Here is a 17839-nt window from a genome sequence, read left to right on the forward strand (position 1 = left end):
CCGAAGATCCTGTGAAAGCGTTCGTGCCATCCATGCTGGCCTCCTGACACCAGCAGGAAGTCTGAATCACAACGGCGCCGCGAAGGGAATCCCTGACGAGTCAGTTCGTGTGGAAACCGCTCTAATGCGTTTTACAACTGGGCAAATAATTACCGGGAATTAACCACTATTTACTTATCCGACTGGCGTCTGTCGCGACGAAAATTGCGCGACGAGGGGTCGGTTTATTATGAAATTTACAAAGTCGATCGCGGTAATACGCGTATTTATCGGACTGTATGTTTTCCTGCTTGGCGGGATGGCTTACGCCGCAGACTTGCAGGTTTCACAGTATTCAGCCGACCCTGATCCAATAGGCTCGGGCGCCCAGGCGACTTTTTCAGTCACCGTCGCGAACAACAGTACCCCGACGGTCAGCAACGCCGTGGTCACGATTGCGGTGCCGGGGAACTTCGAGGTTGCCGGTACGGCGGGCGACATCCCTTCGTATTGCGCGCTGTCCGGCACGCCAGGCAGCCAGACGCTGACCTGTACCCTGACGACCCTGCCGGGCGGTGGGGTGGCCAATGCCCGGACTTTCAGCTTCAAGGCGACCGCCAAGACGCCGGGCGCCAGCAACTCGACCGCGACCATAGCCGCAGCCGGGAACAGCGATTCCAATCCGGGGAACGACAGCCTGACTATCACGCCCACGGTGCGGGCGGGTGCGGACATCGCGCTGGTGAAAGCCGGATCGGCTTCCAGCGTGCCGGCCGGCGGCGTTCTGCAATATACCCTGTCCGCGACCAACAACGGGCCGAACACCACCGCGGCGATCCGCGTGGTCGACAACCTTCCCGCCGCCAGCGACTTCCAGTTCCAGTCCGCCACGGGCTCGGGGTGGACCTGCAACCTTTCCGGGACCACGCTGACCTGCGACTACAGCGGTAGCGCACCGGCGGTCGGCGGCAGCTTTCCGGCCATCACGATCAGCGGCAAGATCACCAAGAACACCGCCGGCACGATCAGCAACATCGCGGCGGTGAGCATCACCGATCCGCTGGTGCTCGATCCCGCCACGGGCAACAACATTTCCAACACCGTCGTGACCAATGTGCAGGCGGGCGCGGACCTCCAGGCGATCAAGTCGATGACTTCCACGATCACCGTGGGGCAGGGGGGCAGCATCGTGCTGTCGATCCGCAATACCGGGCCGCAGACGACGCCGGCGGGAACGAAGATCGCCGACACCATCGACAGTTCGCTGACGATCGGCGCATTGCCCTCCGGCTGCGCGCGATCCGGCCAGACGGTGACCTGCACCGCGTCGTCGATCGTCGCCACGGGGCAGGTGGATTTCGTCATTCCGGTAACGGGCGCGTCGGCAACCTCAGGCGTCCTGACCAATACCGCGCATGTGACCCCGCCCAGCGGATTCACCGATCCGGATATGAGCAACAACGATGCCTCCGCGCCTTTCCAGGTGGTGCTGCCGAACGCGGACCTTGAACTCTATTCCAAGTCCAAGAGCCCCAGCCCCGTCGCGCCCGGCGCGGACATCACCAGCACCATCGTGGTGCGCAATCTGGGGCCGTCCGCGGCAAGCTGGACCCCGGCCACGCCGATCCGCGTGACCGACACGCTGAGCGCCGACGAAACCTACGTCAGTGTTTCGGGCAACTGGTCCTGTTCGGTTTCGGGCGTGGTGGTCACCTGCCAGACGACGGATTCGGGCACGCTCCAGGTCGGCGATCTACTGTACCTCTCGCTCGTCACGAAAGCGGGAACGGGTGTCGATACCGACGTGGTCAACACCGCGTGTACCGACCGCACCGCCGGGTCGGCGCACACGCCGTCATCGCCTTCCAGCCCCACCGGCAACGATTGCCGCTCGGCCGGCGTGCGCTCCACGACCAAGGCGGCGGACATTTCCATCGCCAAGGACATGAGCCTTTCGGCCTCTGGTGGCTGGACGCATAACCTGACGGTCGCGAACACCGACGGCAGCTATTACATCCGCTTGCGCGTGTCGAATGCCACCGGCGGCGACCTGGCGCGCACGGTTTACGTGACCGACGCCATTCCCGATTTCATCACCAGCGGCAGCTACGTCACCGCCGTCAGCCAGAACAGCGCCAGTTCGGGCAGCATGAGCTACAACCCGTGGAACGGGTTGGTGAGCTGGTCGCTGTCCAACCTGGCGGCGGGCGCCACCGAAACGCTGGTGATCCGCGTGGACCGGCCATTCGAAAGCGGTTCCTACACCAACTTCGCCTCGGTGTTCTCGCCCGACACGACCGAGACCAACAACGCCAACAACAGCGATTCCGCGAACTTCAGCGTGGGCGCGGTGGCCGACATGACGATCAATTCGAAGTCGGTAACGCCCGATCCGGTGCGCGTGGGCGTGCCGGCCACCTACATCATCAGCGTGCGCAACGATGGCGCCAACCCGGCGGACAACGTGCAGGTGGTCGATGTGATCGACCCGGCGCGGTTCCAGATCACCGGTACGCCGAGCACGACCAAGCCCGGCGCAAGCTGCTCGGTCGTGCCTTCCACCGGCACCGTGACCTGCGCGATGGGCCAGTTCGCGCGGACCGAAGTGCGGCAGATCAGCATCGATGTGCTGCCGAAGTATCCGTTCGGTTCGGAAACGGTGGCCACGCTGCCGATTACCCAGGCGAACAAGGCCACCGTCACCACATCGACGCTCGATGCCAACGGCGGCAGCGATCCCAACGCGGGCAACAACGCCTTCACGCTGAACCACACAGTGAACGGCCCGGCGTTCGATCTGGCCGTGACTAAGACCGAAAGCGACCCGGTGAACGACGATCCGGTGCGGTTCGACGAGACGCTGAATTACGACATCCGCGTTTCCAACTACGGCCCTTCGCGCGCCACCAACGTGATCGTGACCGACATTCCCTCGCCGCCGGCCGGGCTGACGACCACGCTGCAGTCGGTGACGGTGAACCCGGTTGCGGCCAACGGCGGCCTGTCGCTCCAGGCGGCGCCCAACGCAGGGTGCACGCCTTCGGGCGCGACCTATGTGTGCCGCATCGATGCGTCGAACGCGGATGCCAACTACCTCGATCCTTCGCGGCAGGTGGTGTTCCGGCTGGTCTTCGCCATCGGCGGCACGCCGCCTTCGGCCCCGGTTACCTACAGCAACGCGGCGGAAGTGACCTCGGCCGAACAGCCGGTGTGGAACGGTACGGGCGCGGATTCGCAGACGGCCAACAACCGCGCGGTGCAGACGACGACGATCCGGCCGTCCACCGATCTCCAGATCGTGAGCAAGACGCGCACCGGGGCGCTGATGCGCAACGTCAACGAACCGGTCGAATTCACCATCCGCTTCCGCAACAACGGGCCTTCCACCGCAACGCGGGTGCGCGTGACCGACGTGCTGCCCGCCGGCTTCGTCTATGCCGCGGCCCCCGCGCCTTCGACCGCCATTCCCGGCGGCAGCGGCGCCAGCGTTTCGGGCCTGACCTGTTCGGGCACGACCACGATCACCTGCGATATCGACGGCAGCTTCCCCGTGGGCGCTGCGCAGCTTGTGGACCTGAAAGTGCGCGCCAAGGCACAAGGCCCTTACAGCGGCGCGCTTTCGCCGATGGACGCGACCGACACCGCCACGATCACCCCCGGCCTTGACGGCAGCGGCGATCCGCTGAGCGAGGATGCCGACAACACCAACAACAGCCAGTCGGCGGTCGTCCAGATCAAGCCTTCGTCGATCGCGGGCACGGTCTATGCCGACAACAACGACAACAACGTGTTCAACGGCGGCGAAGGCATTGCCGGGGTCACCGTGTCGCTGACCGGCACCGACATCTATGGCAACGCGGTTTCGGCCACGGCCATCACCAATGCGTCGGGGGCGTTCGTGTTCGACGTGCTGCCGCCTTCGGATGCGGCGGGCTATGCGATCGTCGAAACGCAGCCGGCCAACTTCTACGACCTCAACGAAACCGCGGGCAGCGCCGGCGGCACCGTCAACAACGCGGTCCGTGGCAACACCCCGGCGGAGAACACCATTGGCGGTATCGTGCTGGCGGCGCAGACCGCAGCGACCGGCTACCTGTTCCAGGATCACGCCAGTGCGGTGATCGTGGCGGTCAACGACAACCCGCCGGCCGTCAACGGCGCGACCGGCCAGACGAACATCGTCAATGCCTTTGCCAACGATACCTTCAACAACGCCGCCATCGATCCGGCGAAGATAGTCACCACGATCGTGACCCCGGCGACGAATCCCGGTGTGACGATGGATACCGCGACCGGTCTGGTCAGCGTGGCGCCGGGTACGCCGGCGGGCACTTACACCATCGACTATCGCATCTGCGACAAGGTCGATGCCGCGACGTGCGCCACGGCGCGCGTGACGGTGATCGTCACCGCATCGCCGGTGACCGCCACCAACGACACGATCAGCGGGATCAACGGCGCCACCGGCGCGGCGGACGTCCTGTCCGCGCTGACCGGCGATACCGTCAACGGCGCTGCTGCGACCACCGACATGGTGACCATTGCCGTTGCCACCGGATCGACGGTGCCTTCGGTGCTGACGTTCGATACCGCCACCGGCAAGGTTTCGGTCCATGCCGATACGCCGGCCGGCACCTACAGCTTCAACTACCAGATATGCGAGAAGCTGAATCCGGCCAACTGCGCCATCGCCACGGAGACCGTATCGGTCGTCGCCGGCTCCATCGCGGCGGTCAACGACAGCGCCACCGGCATCAACGGCGCGGCGGGCGCGACCGGGGTGCTGAATGTGCTGACGGGCGACACGCGCAACGGCGCGGCGGCGACCACGGGCACCGTCACCATCGCGGTGGCGCCCGGTTCGACCGTGCCGTCCGAACTGACCTTCGATACCGCCACCGGCGCGGTTTCGGTCAAGCCGGGGACTCCAGCGGGCACCTATCTGTTCAACTACCGCATCTGCGAAACGATCAACCCGACCAACTGCGCCACCGCCGAAGCGCGCGTGACGGTGGTGGCTGGCGTGATCGCGGCCGCGAACGACACGGTTGGTGGCGTCAACGGAACGCTGGGCGGCAGCAATGTGCTCAACGTCCTGGCGGGTGACACGCTGAACGGTGCGCCGGCCACGACATCGACGGTGGCGATCGCGCTGGCGCCAGGCGCCACGGTCCCGGCCGGGCTTACGTTCGATCCGGCGACGGGCAACGTCTCGGTCGCGCCGAACACGCCGGCGGGCACCTATCACTTCGACTACCGGATCTGCGAGAAGCTCAATCCGACCAACTGCTCCACCGCGACCGCAACGGTAACCGTGGTCGCCGCGCCGATCACGGCGGACGACGATGCCTCCTCGCCCGTCACGGGGGCGACCGGCGCCGCCGACGTGGTCGACGCGCTGGACGGGGACGCGCTCAACAACGCGCAGGCCAAACTGGCCGACGTGACGATGACGGTCGTTACCCCCGCCACGGCGGTGGGTGGCAATCCGGTGCCCGTGCTCGATACGGCAACGGGCAAGGTCAGCGTGCCGGCGGGAACGCCTTCGGGCACGTACACCATCGATTACCGGATCTGCGAAAAGCTGAACCCGGCCAATTGCGCCACCGCCAAGATCACTGTGCCGGTAACGGCGGCCGCGATCACGGCGGGCAACGATAGCGCGACGGGGATCAACGGTGCGGCGGGCGGCTCGGGCGTGCTCAACGTTCTGTCGGATGACCGGCTGAACGGGGTGGCGGTAACCACGGGGACGGTATCCATCGCCGTTGCCGCCGGATCGACGGTGCCTGCGGTGCTGACGTTCGATCCCGCCACGGGCGCGGTCTCGGTCAAGCCGGGGACGCCGGCGGGCACCTATCACTTCGACTACACGATCTGCGAAAAGCTGAACCCCACCAACTGCGCGACGGCCACGGCCAGCGTGACGGTGGTGGCCGCGCCGATCGTCGCCACCCCTGACAGCGCGACCGGCATCAACGGTGCATCGGGCGCGGCGGGCGTGCTCAACGTGCTGGGGGCGGATACGCTCAACGGCGTGGCCGCCACCACGGGAACGGTCACGATCGCGGTGGCCTCGGGCGCCTCGGTGCCTGCAACGCTGACGTTCGATCCCGCCACGGCCGCGGTCTCGGTCAAGCCGGGAACGCCGGCGGGCACCTACAGCTTCGACTACACGATCTGCGAAAAGCTGAACCCCACCAACTGCGCGACGGCCACGGCCAGCGTGACCGTGGTGGCCGCGCCCATCGTCGCGACCAACGATACCGTTCCGCCGGTCAATGGCGGCCAGGGTGGCGCGGGCGTGATCGACGTGCTGAGCAACGACACGCTGAACGGTGCGCCGGCCGACAAGGGCACGGTCACGATCTCGGTCGTCACGCCGGCCACGCCGATCAACGGGGGCGCCGTGCCGGTGCTCGATCCGGCCACGGGCCTGGTCAGCGTGCCGGCGGATACCCCGGCGGGCACTTACACCATCGACTATCGCATCTGCGAGAAGCTGAACCCGACGAACTGTTCGACGGCAAAGGTAACCGTGCCGGTCAGCGCCGGTCCGATCACGGCGAAGGATGACAGCGCCACCGGCATCAACGGTGCATCGGGCGCGACGGGCGTGGTCAACGTGCTGGGCGGGGATACCCGCAACGGCGCGGCCGCGACCACGGCCACCGTCACCATCGGCCTTGCGCCGGGGGCGACGCTGCCGGCCGGGCTGGAGTTCGATACGGCCACGGGCGATGTCTCGGTCAAGCCGGGCACGCCGGCGGGCACTTACAGCTTCGACTACCAGATTTGCGAGAAGCTGAATCCCACCAACTGCGCGACCGCCAAGGTCAGCGTCACGGTCATTCCCGCGCCCATCGTGGCGATGGATGACACGGTTTCCGGCATCAACGGCGGTTCGGGTGCGGCCAGCGTGCTGAACGCGCTGGGCGGCGATACGCTGAACGGCCAGCCGGCAACGGTGGCCACGGTCACGCTGGCACTGGTGAACGCGCTGCCTGCCGGCTTCACGTTCGATCCCGCCACCGGCAACCTCGGTGTCGCACCGGGCACGCGCGACGGCACTTACGCCATCCCGTACCGGATCTGCGAGAAGCTGAACCCCACCAACTGCGCCAACGCGACGATGACGGTTACCGTGATCCCGCCGCGCAGCACGGTTTCGGGCATCGTCTATCTCGACGGCAACCTCAGCCGCACGCACGAAAGCAGCGAGGCGCTGCTGGAAGGCTGGACCGTGGAAGTGGTGCGCGGTGGCGCGGTGGTCGGCACCACGCATACCGACGCCAAGGGCTTCTACAGCATTCCGGACCTGCTGAGCGGCGATGGCTATTCCATTCGCTTCCGCCATGCGGCGAGCGGGGTGGTCTATGGCCGGATCGACAGCGCGGTGCTGCCGGTCAACGCCACGCTGGCCGAACAGAACATGCCGATCGATCCGTCTGGCGTGGTCTATGACTCGGTCACCCGCAGCCCGGTTCCTGGCGCGGTGGTGACGCTGGTGGACGATGGCGGCGTGCCGCTGGAGGATACCTGCTTCATCGATCCGGGCCAGGCACGCCAGGTCACCGGCGCCGATGGCCTCTACCGCTTCGACATCGTGGCGGGCGCAGCGGCCCAGTGCCCGGCGGCACGCACCGCCTATCGCCTGAAGATCACGCCGCCTGCGGGATATTCCGGGCCGGAATCGACGGTGATCGCGGCGCAGCAGGGCCTGTTCAACCCTGCCGGCCGCGGCACTCCGGCGCCCGTGGTGGCCAATGCCGGCGCGCCGCAGGCTTCGGACGCGACGACCTACTACCTCGGCTTCCTGCTGGGGCAGGGTGACGGCAACGTGGTGAACAACCACATCCCGGTCGATCCCTTCCTGTCGCGCACGCCGCTGATCGTCACCAAGACCAGCGACAAGCGCACCGCGATCGTGGGTGATCTGGTGCCTTACACCATCACCGTGCGCAACACCGAGGCGCTGACCCGCGCCGGGGTGGCGGTGGTGGACATCCTCCCGCCGGGCTTCCGCTATGTCGCGGGATCGGCACGGGTGGAAGGCCTGCCGCTGGAGCCGGTGGCGAGCGACCGCGAACTGCGCTGGAACGGCCAGGTCGTGCCCGGCAACACCACGCTGACCTATCGCATCATCGCGGTGATCGGCGCGGGCGTGACCGAGGGGGATCGCGTCAACACCGCCGTCGCCCGCAGTGGTGGCACCGGGGGCGGGGCGAACGGTTCGGACATCTCGAACCGGGCGCAGGCCGTGGTCTCGATCGTGCCGAGCACGCTGTTCGACTGCGCCGAAGTGATCGGCAAGGTCTATGACGACCTGAACGGCAACGGATACCAGGACGCAGGCGAACCGGGCATCCCGGCCGCGCGCCTCGCCACGGTGAACGGCCAGCTGGTGACGGCGGACGATCATGGCCGCTACCACATCACCTGCGCCGCCGTGCCCAACGCGCTGATCGGCTCCAACTACGTGCTCAAGCTCGACACGCGGACGGTGCCGGAAGGCTATGCGCCGACCACCGACAACCCGCAGTCGATCCGCCTGACGCGCGGCAAGATCAGCGAGTTGAACTTCGGCGTGCAGCGGGCGCGGGTTGCGGCGGTCGCCATCGACGCCCGGGCCTTCGCGTCCGGGAGCGCCGATCTGCTGCCCGCCTTCGCCACGCGGCTGGAAACCCTGAAGACGATCAAGGCGGCAAGGCTGGCGATCCGGGCGACCTACACGGCCGCCGCCGGTGAACCCGCCGCGCTGGTCGAGGCCCGCCTTGCCAGTCTGCACGACCGGATCGGCGAGGTGTTCCGCAACGGCTGGGATGGCCCGCCACCGGTGATCGAGATCGACATGATCGCCGCCGGCAGCGCTCGCACCAGCGCATCGGGACAGGAGTAAGACCAATGAACCGCAAGACCATCCTGGCCCCGCAGCCCGCGTTCAAGGCGCGCCATGCCGCCCTGCTTGCCAGCGTTTCCGCGCTGGCCGGGCTTGGGATCGCCACGCCGGCCTTTGCCGCGCCGCAACCCGGCTCCATGGCGTCGCAAGCCGATTTCGCGCGGCTTTCCAGACTGGCGATAGGGGCCAGCCTGACCAACCGGGCGGCGTTGCCGGGCGCAGAGACACGCCTTGCCGCACTCGCGGCCAGCCTCGTGCCGATCGCGCCCACGCCGGTCCTGTCGGTCGGGCTGGTTGGCTCGGAAAGCACGGTGCGCCGCGGCGATGCGGCGCTGTTCCTGGGTTACAGCAACTATCCGGCGTTCGTCGATCGCGCGGAACTGCGCGTATTCGCGCCGGATGCGCCGCTCGCCGGGCCGCCGCACGCAGTGGTGGAGGCCGATCGCAACGGGCTGATCCGCTGGACGCCCAGCACGTACGCGGGCGATGCCATGCGCTACGTCTATCGCGTCTACGACCGGGAAGGCCGCTTCGACGAGACCGCGCCGCAGCCGCTCACGGTCTTGTCGGCGGTGCACCTGCTCCCTGCCGAGCCGGCGGCGCGGGCCGACTTCGGCACGGTCGATAGCGCAGCAATCCGTCAGCTCCTGCTCGACGGCGCGCAGGCGGTGGCGGTGGAGGGGCAGACGTCCGCGCCGGATCAACTCGTGCGCATTGCCGGCCAGATCGCGCCAGCCGATGCCGCGGGGCGCTTTGCCGCCGTGCAACTGCACCCGGCCAACTGCGGCGCAGTGGCGGTCAGCGTGACCAGCGCGTGCGGCGAGAGCACGGCCCGGCACGTTACGCCCGACCCTGCGCAGACCGTGCCGGCCACCGCGATGGGCACCGGCGATGGCCTGAACATCGCCCTGGCCGATCCACACGCCGAAGCGGTCGCAGCCACGCCTCTCACGGCCGACAACCCCTATGCCATCCGCGTGCGGACCGATGCCGCGCGGGTCGATCCCGTGCTGGCGGCCGGGTTGGTCGAAAGCGAGCGGGCGGTGGTGCGCGGGAAGGACGCCACGTTCATCCGTTATACCAACTATCCCGCGATAGTGGCGCGTGGCGAGGTGCGGATTTTCCGCGCCGATGCCTCTCCCGATGGCACGCCGCTGGCGGTGGTGCCCGCCGACCGCGACGGTGTGGCGCGCTGGACGCCAGGCGAGGACGCCGGGGGCGACCTGTTCTACGTCTATCGCGTCTATGACCGCGATGGCCAGTTCGACGAGACCGCGCCGCAGGAACTGGCCGTGGTGGATACCCCGTTCGACGGCAACCCGCCGCCGCGCCCGCTGTTCGGGTCGCGCGACGAGGCGGCGGTACGCAACATCCCGTTCGGGCGGACCGCGACGGTGACGGTCACCGGCCATGCCGACGCTGGCGCGGAAGTGGTGCGCGTGGGCGGGCAGATGATCCCGCTCCAGTCCGACGGGCGGTTCGTCAGCCAGCAGATCGTCGCGCGCGATGCGCGGCAGGTGTGGGTCACGGTGGGGCAGGGCGAACAGACCCGGTTCACCGCGATGCGCGACATCGGTGTGAAGCAAAGCGACTGGTTCATCGTCGGCCAGGGCGATCTGACGTTCGTGTCCTCCAAGGGCCATGGCCCGGCGGTGGAAGTCAGCGGCGATCCGATCGCGGCGGGCGAGCATGTGACCGGCCGCGCGGCGTTCTACGCCAAGGGCACGTTCGCCAGCGGATGGAAGGTGACGAGTTCGCTCGACACCGGCGAAACGCTGCTCAAGGACCTGTTCAGCAACCTCGACCGCAAGGACCCGCGCCAGTTGCTGCGCCGGCTCAATTCCAACGAATACTACACGACGTATGGCGACGATTCCGCGCTGGTCGAGGATGCGCCGACGCAGGGGCGGTTCTACCTGAAAGTGCAGAAGGACCGCTCCAGCCTGCTGATCGGCAACTACGTCGCCGATATCCGGCAGGCGGAACTGGCGCAGCTCAATCGCGGCACGTTTGGCGCGATCGTCAGCCACCAGAGCGTGAAGACCACCAGCTTCGGCGAAAGCCGGGTGCAGGTAACCGCCTTCGCGTCCGATCCCGGCACGATTCCGGGCCGCGACGAATTCCGGGGCACGGGCGGTTCGCTCTATTACCTCCAGCGCCGCGACGTGACCGTGGGATCGGAACGGCTGGCGGTGGAAGTGCGCGACCGGATCACCGGCGTGGTGCTTTCGCGCCGCAGCCTGCAGGCGCAGGAAGACTACAGCATCGATTACTTCCAGGGGCGGCTTACGCTGCTCCAGCCGCTTTCGTCCTATGCCGCCGACAGTGCGACGGTGCGCGATGGCACGGCTTCGGCGGGCGTCCCGGTGCTGGTCGCGAACTACGAATACACCCCGGCGGTGGGCGATGTGGGGGGCTATACCGTGGGCGGCCGCGCCGCCGCGTGGATCGGCAATACGGTGCGCCTGGGCGTGACCGGCCAGCGCGAGACCACCGGCACCGCGGACCAGACGCTGCTGGGCACCGATGCCACCGTGCGGTTGCATCCGGGCACTTATGTGAAGGCGGAAGTCGCGCAGACCGAGGGGCCGGGCTTCGGCCAATCGAACTCGGTCGACGGCGGACTCACCTTCACCAGCTATGGCGCGACCGGCAGCGCCAACGTGAAGGCCATGGCCTATCGCGCGGAAGTGGCGGTGAACTTCGCGGAACTGGCGGGCGGCAAGCCGGCGGACGTTGGCGGAACCGGAATTGATAAGGGCAAGTTCTCCGCGTGGTTCGAGCATCTCGACGCGGGCTTCGGCGCCAACGCGCAGCTGACGGCCAGCGCCACCGAACGCTGGGGCGCGCAACTGGCGCTGCCGATCGGCAGCCGCACCGCGCTGGCGGCCAAGGTCCAGCATCTGCGCACCGATGCGGCTGGCACCCGCACGGTCGGTTCGGCGGACGTGACGCAGCGGCTGGGCGGCGGTTTCACGCTGGCCGGCGGGCTGCGCTACAGCCAGGACGCGGTCGGGCTGGCCTATAACAGCACCGAAAGCGGCAAGCGGACCGATGCCGCGCTGCAACTGGGCTACAAGCCGGAGCACGGCAAGTGGTCGGTCTATGGCTTCGGGCAGGCGACGCTGGACCGCGATGCCGGCCGGCGCGGCAACAACCGTGCGGGGCTGGGCGGAAAGGTGGAGCTTTCCGACCGGCAGTCGCTGGCGGCCGAAGTCTCCGAAGGCGACGGCGGGCTGGGGGCGAGCGCCACGCTCAACCATCGCTATGGCCGGGGATCGGAAACCTACCTCGGCTATGCGCTGGTCACCGACCGGGTCGACCAGGGGCTTGAGCCTTCCACCAGCTTCACCCGCACCAATCGCGGCACGCTGACGCTGGGCGCGCGGCATCGGTTTTCCTCCGCGCTGTCGATCCACGGCGAGAACAAGCTGGGCCACGGCGGCACCGCGCCCAGCCTGACGCGCAGCTTCGGGCTGGACTGGACACCCACGGAGCACTGGTCGTTCTCCGGCTCGTTCGAAAACGGCCATATCGACGATGTGACGACGGGCCGCTTCCGCCGCACCGCCGCCACGTTCGGCGTGGCCTATACCAGCAAGGGTGTGCAGTTCGGCACCAACGTAGAAGGCCGGTTCGAGCGGGGGGCGGGGCGCAGCCAGAACGTGTGGCTGTTCCGCAACCATGCCTCGGTCATGCTCAACCCGGACTGGCGCGCGCTGGCGCGGCTGAACTTCGCCATCGCGGACAACACCACCGCAGATGTCAACGCCGCCGACTATGTCGAAGGCACGGTCGGCTTCGCCTATCGCCCGGTGGCGAACGACCGGCTCAACCTCCTGACGCGCTATACCTATCTCAAGGACATGGGGCCGGTGGGGCAGGTGACGCAGGGCGGGCAGATCGGCAGCCCCAAGCAGAAGAGCCAGATCTTCGCGATCGACGCGAACTACGATCTGACGCGCACGCTGACGCTGGGCGGCAAGTATGCCTTCCGCAAGGGCAGCGTCTCGCTCACGCGCGACAGCGATACCTATGTCACCAGCAACACCTGGCTGGGCGTGGCGCGGATCGACTGGCGGCTGGTGCGGCAATGGGACGTGCTGGTTGAAGGACACTACCTGTCCGCCGACCGTGCGGGCGATCACCGCTGGGGCGGTCTGGCGGCGGTCTATCGCCATCTGGGCAACAACGCGAAAGTCGGCGTGGGCTACAGCTTTTCCGACTTTTCCAGCGACCTTTCGAACCAGAGCTACACAAGCAAGGGCGTGTTCGTGAACCTGCTGGGCAAGTTCTGATGCGGGGAGTGCGGGGATGAAGACCATGCGTTCGTGGATCGCGGCTGGCTGCGTTCTGGTCGCCTGCCAACTGGCACCGATGTCGGTGATGCCGGCACAGGCCGCCCCGATCGAGCAGTTGCGCTGCATCGACGACCGGCTGAACGAGCGCCAGCGGGCGGATATCGCCGGGCTGTTCGCGCAGCAGCCGGATGATCCCGCCGACCGCGTGAAGACTGCCCAGGGTTCCGCCGCCGCATCGCGCGACATGACGCTGGCGCTGGCCAGTTGCACCGCGCGGTTCGGCTGGAGCAGGGCGGCGCAGGACGCGGCATCGCGCTATCTGGTGGAGATTGCCCGCCTGGCGCGGATCGCGGTGGACCATGGCGCCACCTGGAGCGTGGCCATGGAACGGTACGCGCCGCTTGCGGCCAAGCGGCTACCCGACGGAAAAGACGTGGAACAGCATCTTCGCGCGCAGATCGTGGCAGGGGCCATCGCCAACGGCAGCGGCGCGATCCGCGCGGAGCAGGGAGACGCTGTGATCGCCTATCTGCACGGCTGGCGCGACGTGGATCGCGCGCGCGGGGCTTTTGCCGGCGTGAAATGATCAGCGCGGCGGGGCGGACGGGGCAGGGCGCACGAAGTGCGCCCGCGCCTGTTCCGCTTCGGCATGGATCGCGCATTCCTGCGCATGGTCGTTGATCAGTCCCATCGCCTGCATGAAGGCGTGGACGGTCGTCGGGCCGACGAACTTCCAGCCCCGCTTCTTGAGATCCTTCGACATCGCGATCGACGCGGGCGAGGTGGAAGCGAGGTGAGGGACCGCTTCACCCCGTGGTTCGAAGCTCCAGACATAGGCGGCGAGCAAGCCCTTTTCGTCGATCAGGTCCAGCGCGCGGCGGGCGTTGTTGATCACCGCCTCGATCTTGCCGCGGTGGCGGACGATGCCGGCATCCTGCAGCAGCCGTTCGACATCGGCCTCATCGAACGCCGCGACGCGCGCGAAATCGAAGCCGTGGAAGGCCGCGCGGAAATTGTCGCGCTTCATCAGGATGGTGCGCCAGCTCAAGCCGGACTGGAAACCTTCGAGCGAGAGCTTTTCGAACAACCGCCGATCATCCTCCACGGGGAAGCCCCATTCGCGATCATGATAGGCGATGTACTCCGCCGAGGCCGCACACCAGCCGCACCGTGGCCGTCCGTCATCGCCCGTTGTCAGACCGACCATTTCTCCCGCTCTCCATCATCCCGAATCACGTCAGTGTTCTTTCTATGTTCCATTGACGCGCCGGATGCAAATCCGCCGCTCAGGCACGTTCCATGGCATCCCGGTACCAGCGATTGATTTCGCCGCCGGTTGCCAGCCATACACCGTCGTGACGGGCAATGTATTCCAGCGCCTGCTCGATGTGTTTCATGCGGAACGGATGCCCCGACACGGGGGGATGAAGCGAGATTGACATCACTTTCGGCAGCGTTTGCGCTTCGTGGTACAGCACATCGAACTGGTCCCGGATGATCTGGCCGAAACCGGCGGCGGATTCGCCCTTGCCCAGTATCGTCGGCACGTCGTTGACCTCGACGGTGTAGGGCAGGGTCAGCAGCGATCCGCCCGTGACGCGCAGGGGCACGGGCAATTCATCGTGCGCGTAGTTTGACAGGTATTCGATACCCTCTTCGGCCAGGATGTCCGGCGTCTCGACGCTTTCGGTCATGCACCAGCTGATCCAGCCTTTGGGGCGCTGCCCGGTCTCCTGCTCGATCGTGTCGAGCGTCGATCGGACGAAGCCGCGCTGCCGGTCCGGTGTCATGTCGATCATCAGGCCCTGATTGTGGTCGCCAAGGCCCAGCCATTCCCAGTTTCGTTCGTTTCCGGCGGCGATGACCTGCGGGTATTCCCGGCATACATCCGTGCTGAGATGGGCGGTGGCGCGGAAGCCGTGCCGGTCCATCGCGGCCATCAGGCGCCAGATGCCAACGCGGTGGCCATAATCGCGCCAGCCATGGTTCAGGATGTCGGGAACGAGATGCGTGGTGCCGGGATAGATCGCGTGGCCGGGCGCCGTGGTCAGGAATGGGACGTGTTCCAGGTTCACGTAAAGCAGCACGGCCAGGCGCTTGCCGTCCGGAAAGGGAATGGGCTCGCGCTGCGTGATCGGCGTGAAATCGTAACGGGGCGATTGGGTGAGCATGGTCCTCTCTCCCGCATGAAGATGGCCGCCCGGGCGCGAACCCGGGCGGCACCCCCTCAAACGTGTTGCTCGTGTCTCAGAAGTTTGCGGTAACGCGCGCGCCGAACGTGCGCGGTTCCTCAAGATAGGCGGTGCCGGGGCCGGGAATGCCGGCTGCCGCCGATGCGGCGATCACCGCGATGTTGCTGATGTTCTTGATCCACAGGCCCGCACTCCAGCGGTCGTTCTCGGCATAGTAGGTCAGGGTGGCGTTGGCCTTGGCATAGGGCCGCTGGCGAACGCCGAGGCTGTGCGCATAGTCCGCCCACCACTGGCTTTCATACCGGGCGTCGGCCTGCGCGCGGATATAGCCGGACTTCAGGTGGAAATCGTGGCTCACGCCGCCGCTGATGGTCCAGTCGGCCGCATAGGGCGGGTTGAGACCGTTGTAGCTCGTTCCCAGCGGCGTCACGAAGTTCTTGTTGCGGGCGTGGACGTAGCTGACCGACAGGTTGATGCGGTTGTCGCTGTCCGGCTGATAGAGAATATCAAGCTGGTTGCCGGGGATCGTCACCTTCGCCGCATTGAAGATGGGATTCAGGATCGCGTTGACGTTGATCGCCTGCAACTGGAGGTTGCGGTAATCGTAGTAGAAGAATTCGTCGTTGATCTGCAGCGTGTTGTCCAGCAGCCGCGTCTTGATGCCGGCGGTGATCGCCTTCAGCGTGGCAGGCCGCACCTCGGCATTGTTGAGCGGGGTGGACTGGAACTCGTTGTAGGTGCCCGGCTGATACCCCGTCTGGTAGGTGACATAGGCCATGGCGTGCGGCGCCACATCGTATTCCACGCCGATCTTGTAATCGAACCGGTGGTACTTCTTGGAGAAGCGGTAGGCTGAGACCTGGTCAAGCGGGGTGATGCCGTTGCCCTGGCGATCATCCACGCCATAGCGGCCACCGACCGTCAGGCGCAGCGCATCGCTGAAGCTGTACGTCGCCTGCCCGAACACCGCCGCCCCCTGCAGCCGGTTGCGCTGCACGTTGCTGATGAAGAACGCGCTGGGGAAGCCATAGAGGAAGACGGCCGATCCCGAATTGACGGTGCGGTAGGCATAGAGGCCCGCCAGCCATTTCAGGTTCGAGGACGAGCCGGACAGGCGCAGTTCCTGCGTGACTTCCCGGTATTCGGCCGACTGGCGTGCGGGCAGCGCGCCCAGCCAGTAGTTGCGGATGTCGGACTTGAGATAGAGGTAGCCCGGGATGTAGCTGAGCGTCAGGTTGTTGCCGAGTTCGAGATCGACCTGCGCGCCGCCGGCCCAGTTGTGGAACGTCTGGTCCGGCGCGACTGGCTGGCCGAACGGGGCAAGCGCGGCCAGGCTGCCTTCGCGCTTGTCGTTCCAGGGGTTCGACGTCAGGAACGTGTTCTCGCTGTAGCCGCCCGTGGCCGGATCGAAGCCCTTGTTGACCAGATTGGGCGTGTGCCCGTTCTTCTGGACGGTGTAGCCCCACAGATAGACGCTGAGGTTCGAGCCGGGCTTGTAGAGCAGGCTGAGACGCGCGCCGAAATCGTTCTTGGAATCCGCGCCGGATTTCATCACGCCGTTGCGGTAGGTGTAGTCCACCGCCGCGCGGATCGCGAGGTCCGACGACAGCGCGAGGTTCTGGATCGCGGTGGCATGGGCTAGGGAATAGTTGCCGCCTTCGAGGATCAGCTTGGTTTCGTTGTCCTGCGTCGGGCGCTGGAACGAGACGTTGACGGTGCCACCGATCGCGCTGCGGCCATATAGCGTGCCTTGCGGCCCGGGCAGCGCTTCGAGCTGGGCAATATCATAGAGCGGGACGCTGGTGGCTTCGCGCGGGATGTAGAGCCCGTTGAAGTTGAACGACACGCCTTGTTCGATGTTGGCGAAATCGGCGTTGGAGCCGACACCGCGCAGGAATACCTGCGTGGAGTTGCCTTCCTGCTGGAAGCGTGCGCCCGGCACCAGTGTCTGCACGGCGCGCAGATCGGCAACGCCGGTACTGACGAGCTGCTCGCCCGTTACCGCGGTGACAGCGGCGGCCGTCTTCTGGGCGCTTTCCGATCGTTTTTGAGCGGTGACGACGATTTCGCCGATACCAGCGGAGGCACCGTCCTCCGCTTCTGCCGCGTTCGCCTGTGGTGCGGTCTGGGCCTGAGCGGAGGCGGTGCCGTGAATCGTCAGGGCCATTGCGCTGACAACGAATGCAGAAATTGTGCGAGAAGCCATCTCGATCCTCCCATCCATGGTTTCCGCCCCGGACTGGCTTGTTCTCTCCGGTAGGCGGTTTCGCGGCGCGCAGGCGGCGTGACATCGCCATTCCCGCCCTCCGACAATTGCATTTATATAAAGGTATTATGAGTTGCGCAATAACTTTTATATAGTGGTAATATGCAGCGTTGGTTTTCTGCCGAGTAGGAATGCAAATAGTTGATATTAATCGATTTATGTTAGATGTCGGCATGGCCCTCCGTTCGATGTCTCGGAAGGT

General features: G+C 66.5%; 6 protein-coding genes. 3 read left to right on the plus strand and 3 right to left on the minus strand.

Annotated elements, in window-relative coordinates:
• Positions 1 to 298: 298 nt before the first annotated feature.
• From EH199_RS18920 to EH199_RS18930, 3 genes are read left to right on the plus strand one after another with little or no spacing between them, the layout of a single operon-like run.
• Positions 299 to 8878, plus strand: a complete 8580-nt coding sequence (locus EH199_RS18920) for an SdrD B-like domain-containing protein (protein ID WP_223806777.1) — start codon at positions 299 to 301, stop codon at positions 8876 to 8878.
• A gap of 5 nt (positions 8879 to 8883) precedes the next feature.
• On the plus strand, positions 8884 to 13176 hold the full coding sequence (locus EH199_RS18925) for a TonB-dependent receptor (protein WP_124810747.1): 4293 nt from the start codon (positions 8884 to 8886) through the stop codon (positions 13174 to 13176).
• Positions 13177 to 13192: 16 nt separating this feature from the next.
• Positions 13193 to 13765 carry a hypothetical protein gene (locus EH199_RS18930; RefSeq protein WP_124810748.1) on the plus strand — a complete coding sequence of 191 codons (573 nt, stop codon included), beginning with the start codon at positions 13193 to 13195 and terminating at the stop codon, positions 13763 to 13765.
• Here EH199_RS18930 and EH199_RS18935 read toward each other — a convergent pair whose 3' ends face one another.
• From EH199_RS18935 to EH199_RS18945, 3 genes are all read right to left on the minus strand, one after another.
• The gene (locus EH199_RS18935; RefSeq protein ID WP_124810749.1) at positions 13766 to 14386 is read right to left on the minus strand and encodes a DNA-3-methyladenine glycosylase I; all 621 of its coding nucleotides are present in this window, start codon (positions 14384 to 14386) and stop codon (positions 13766 to 13768) included. It abuts the gene before it with no gap.
• 79 nt (positions 14387 to 14465) lie between these two features.
• A complete protein-coding gene (locus tag EH199_RS18940; RefSeq protein WP_124810750.1) occupies positions 14466 to 15350 on the minus strand; it encodes a polysaccharide deacetylase family protein in 885 nt (294 codons plus the stop codon).
• Positions 15351 to 15426: 76 nt separating this feature from the next.
• Positions 15427 to 17577: a TonB-dependent receptor gene (locus EH199_RS18945; RefSeq protein ID WP_190287351.1), complete on the minus strand. Its 2151-nt coding sequence runs from the start codon at positions 17575 to 17577 to the stop codon at positions 15427 to 15429.
• Between the last annotated feature and the right edge of the window lie 262 nt (positions 17578 to 17839).

This window comes from Novosphingobium sp. LASN5T, assembly GCF_003856955.1.
Lineage (GTDB): Bacteria > Pseudomonadota > Alphaproteobacteria > Sphingomonadales > Sphingomonadaceae > Novosphingobium.

Coding starts and splice junctions, on each gene's coding strand:
- EH199_RS18935 (WP_124810749.1), bottom strand. CDS start 14,386: ATGGTCGGTCTGACAACGGGCGATGACGGACGGCCACGGTGCGGCTGG.
- EH199_RS18930 (WP_124810748.1), top strand. CDS start 13,193: ATGAAGACCATGCGTTCGTGGATCGCGGCTGGCTGCGTTCTGGTCGCC.
- EH199_RS18945 (WP_190287351.1), bottom strand. CDS start 17,577: ATGGCTTCTCGCACAATTTCTGCATTCGTTGTCAGCGCAATGGCCCTG.
- EH199_RS18920 (WP_223806777.1), top strand. CDS start 299: ATGGCTTACGCCGCAGACTTGCAGGTTTCACAGTATTCAGCCGACCCT.
- EH199_RS18925 (WP_124810747.1), top strand. CDS start 8,884: ATGAACCGCAAGACCATCCTGGCCCCGCAGCCCGCGTTCAAGGCGCGC.
- EH199_RS18940 (WP_124810750.1), bottom strand. CDS start 15,350: ATGCTCACCCAATCGCCCCGTTACGATTTCACGCCGATCACGCAGCGC.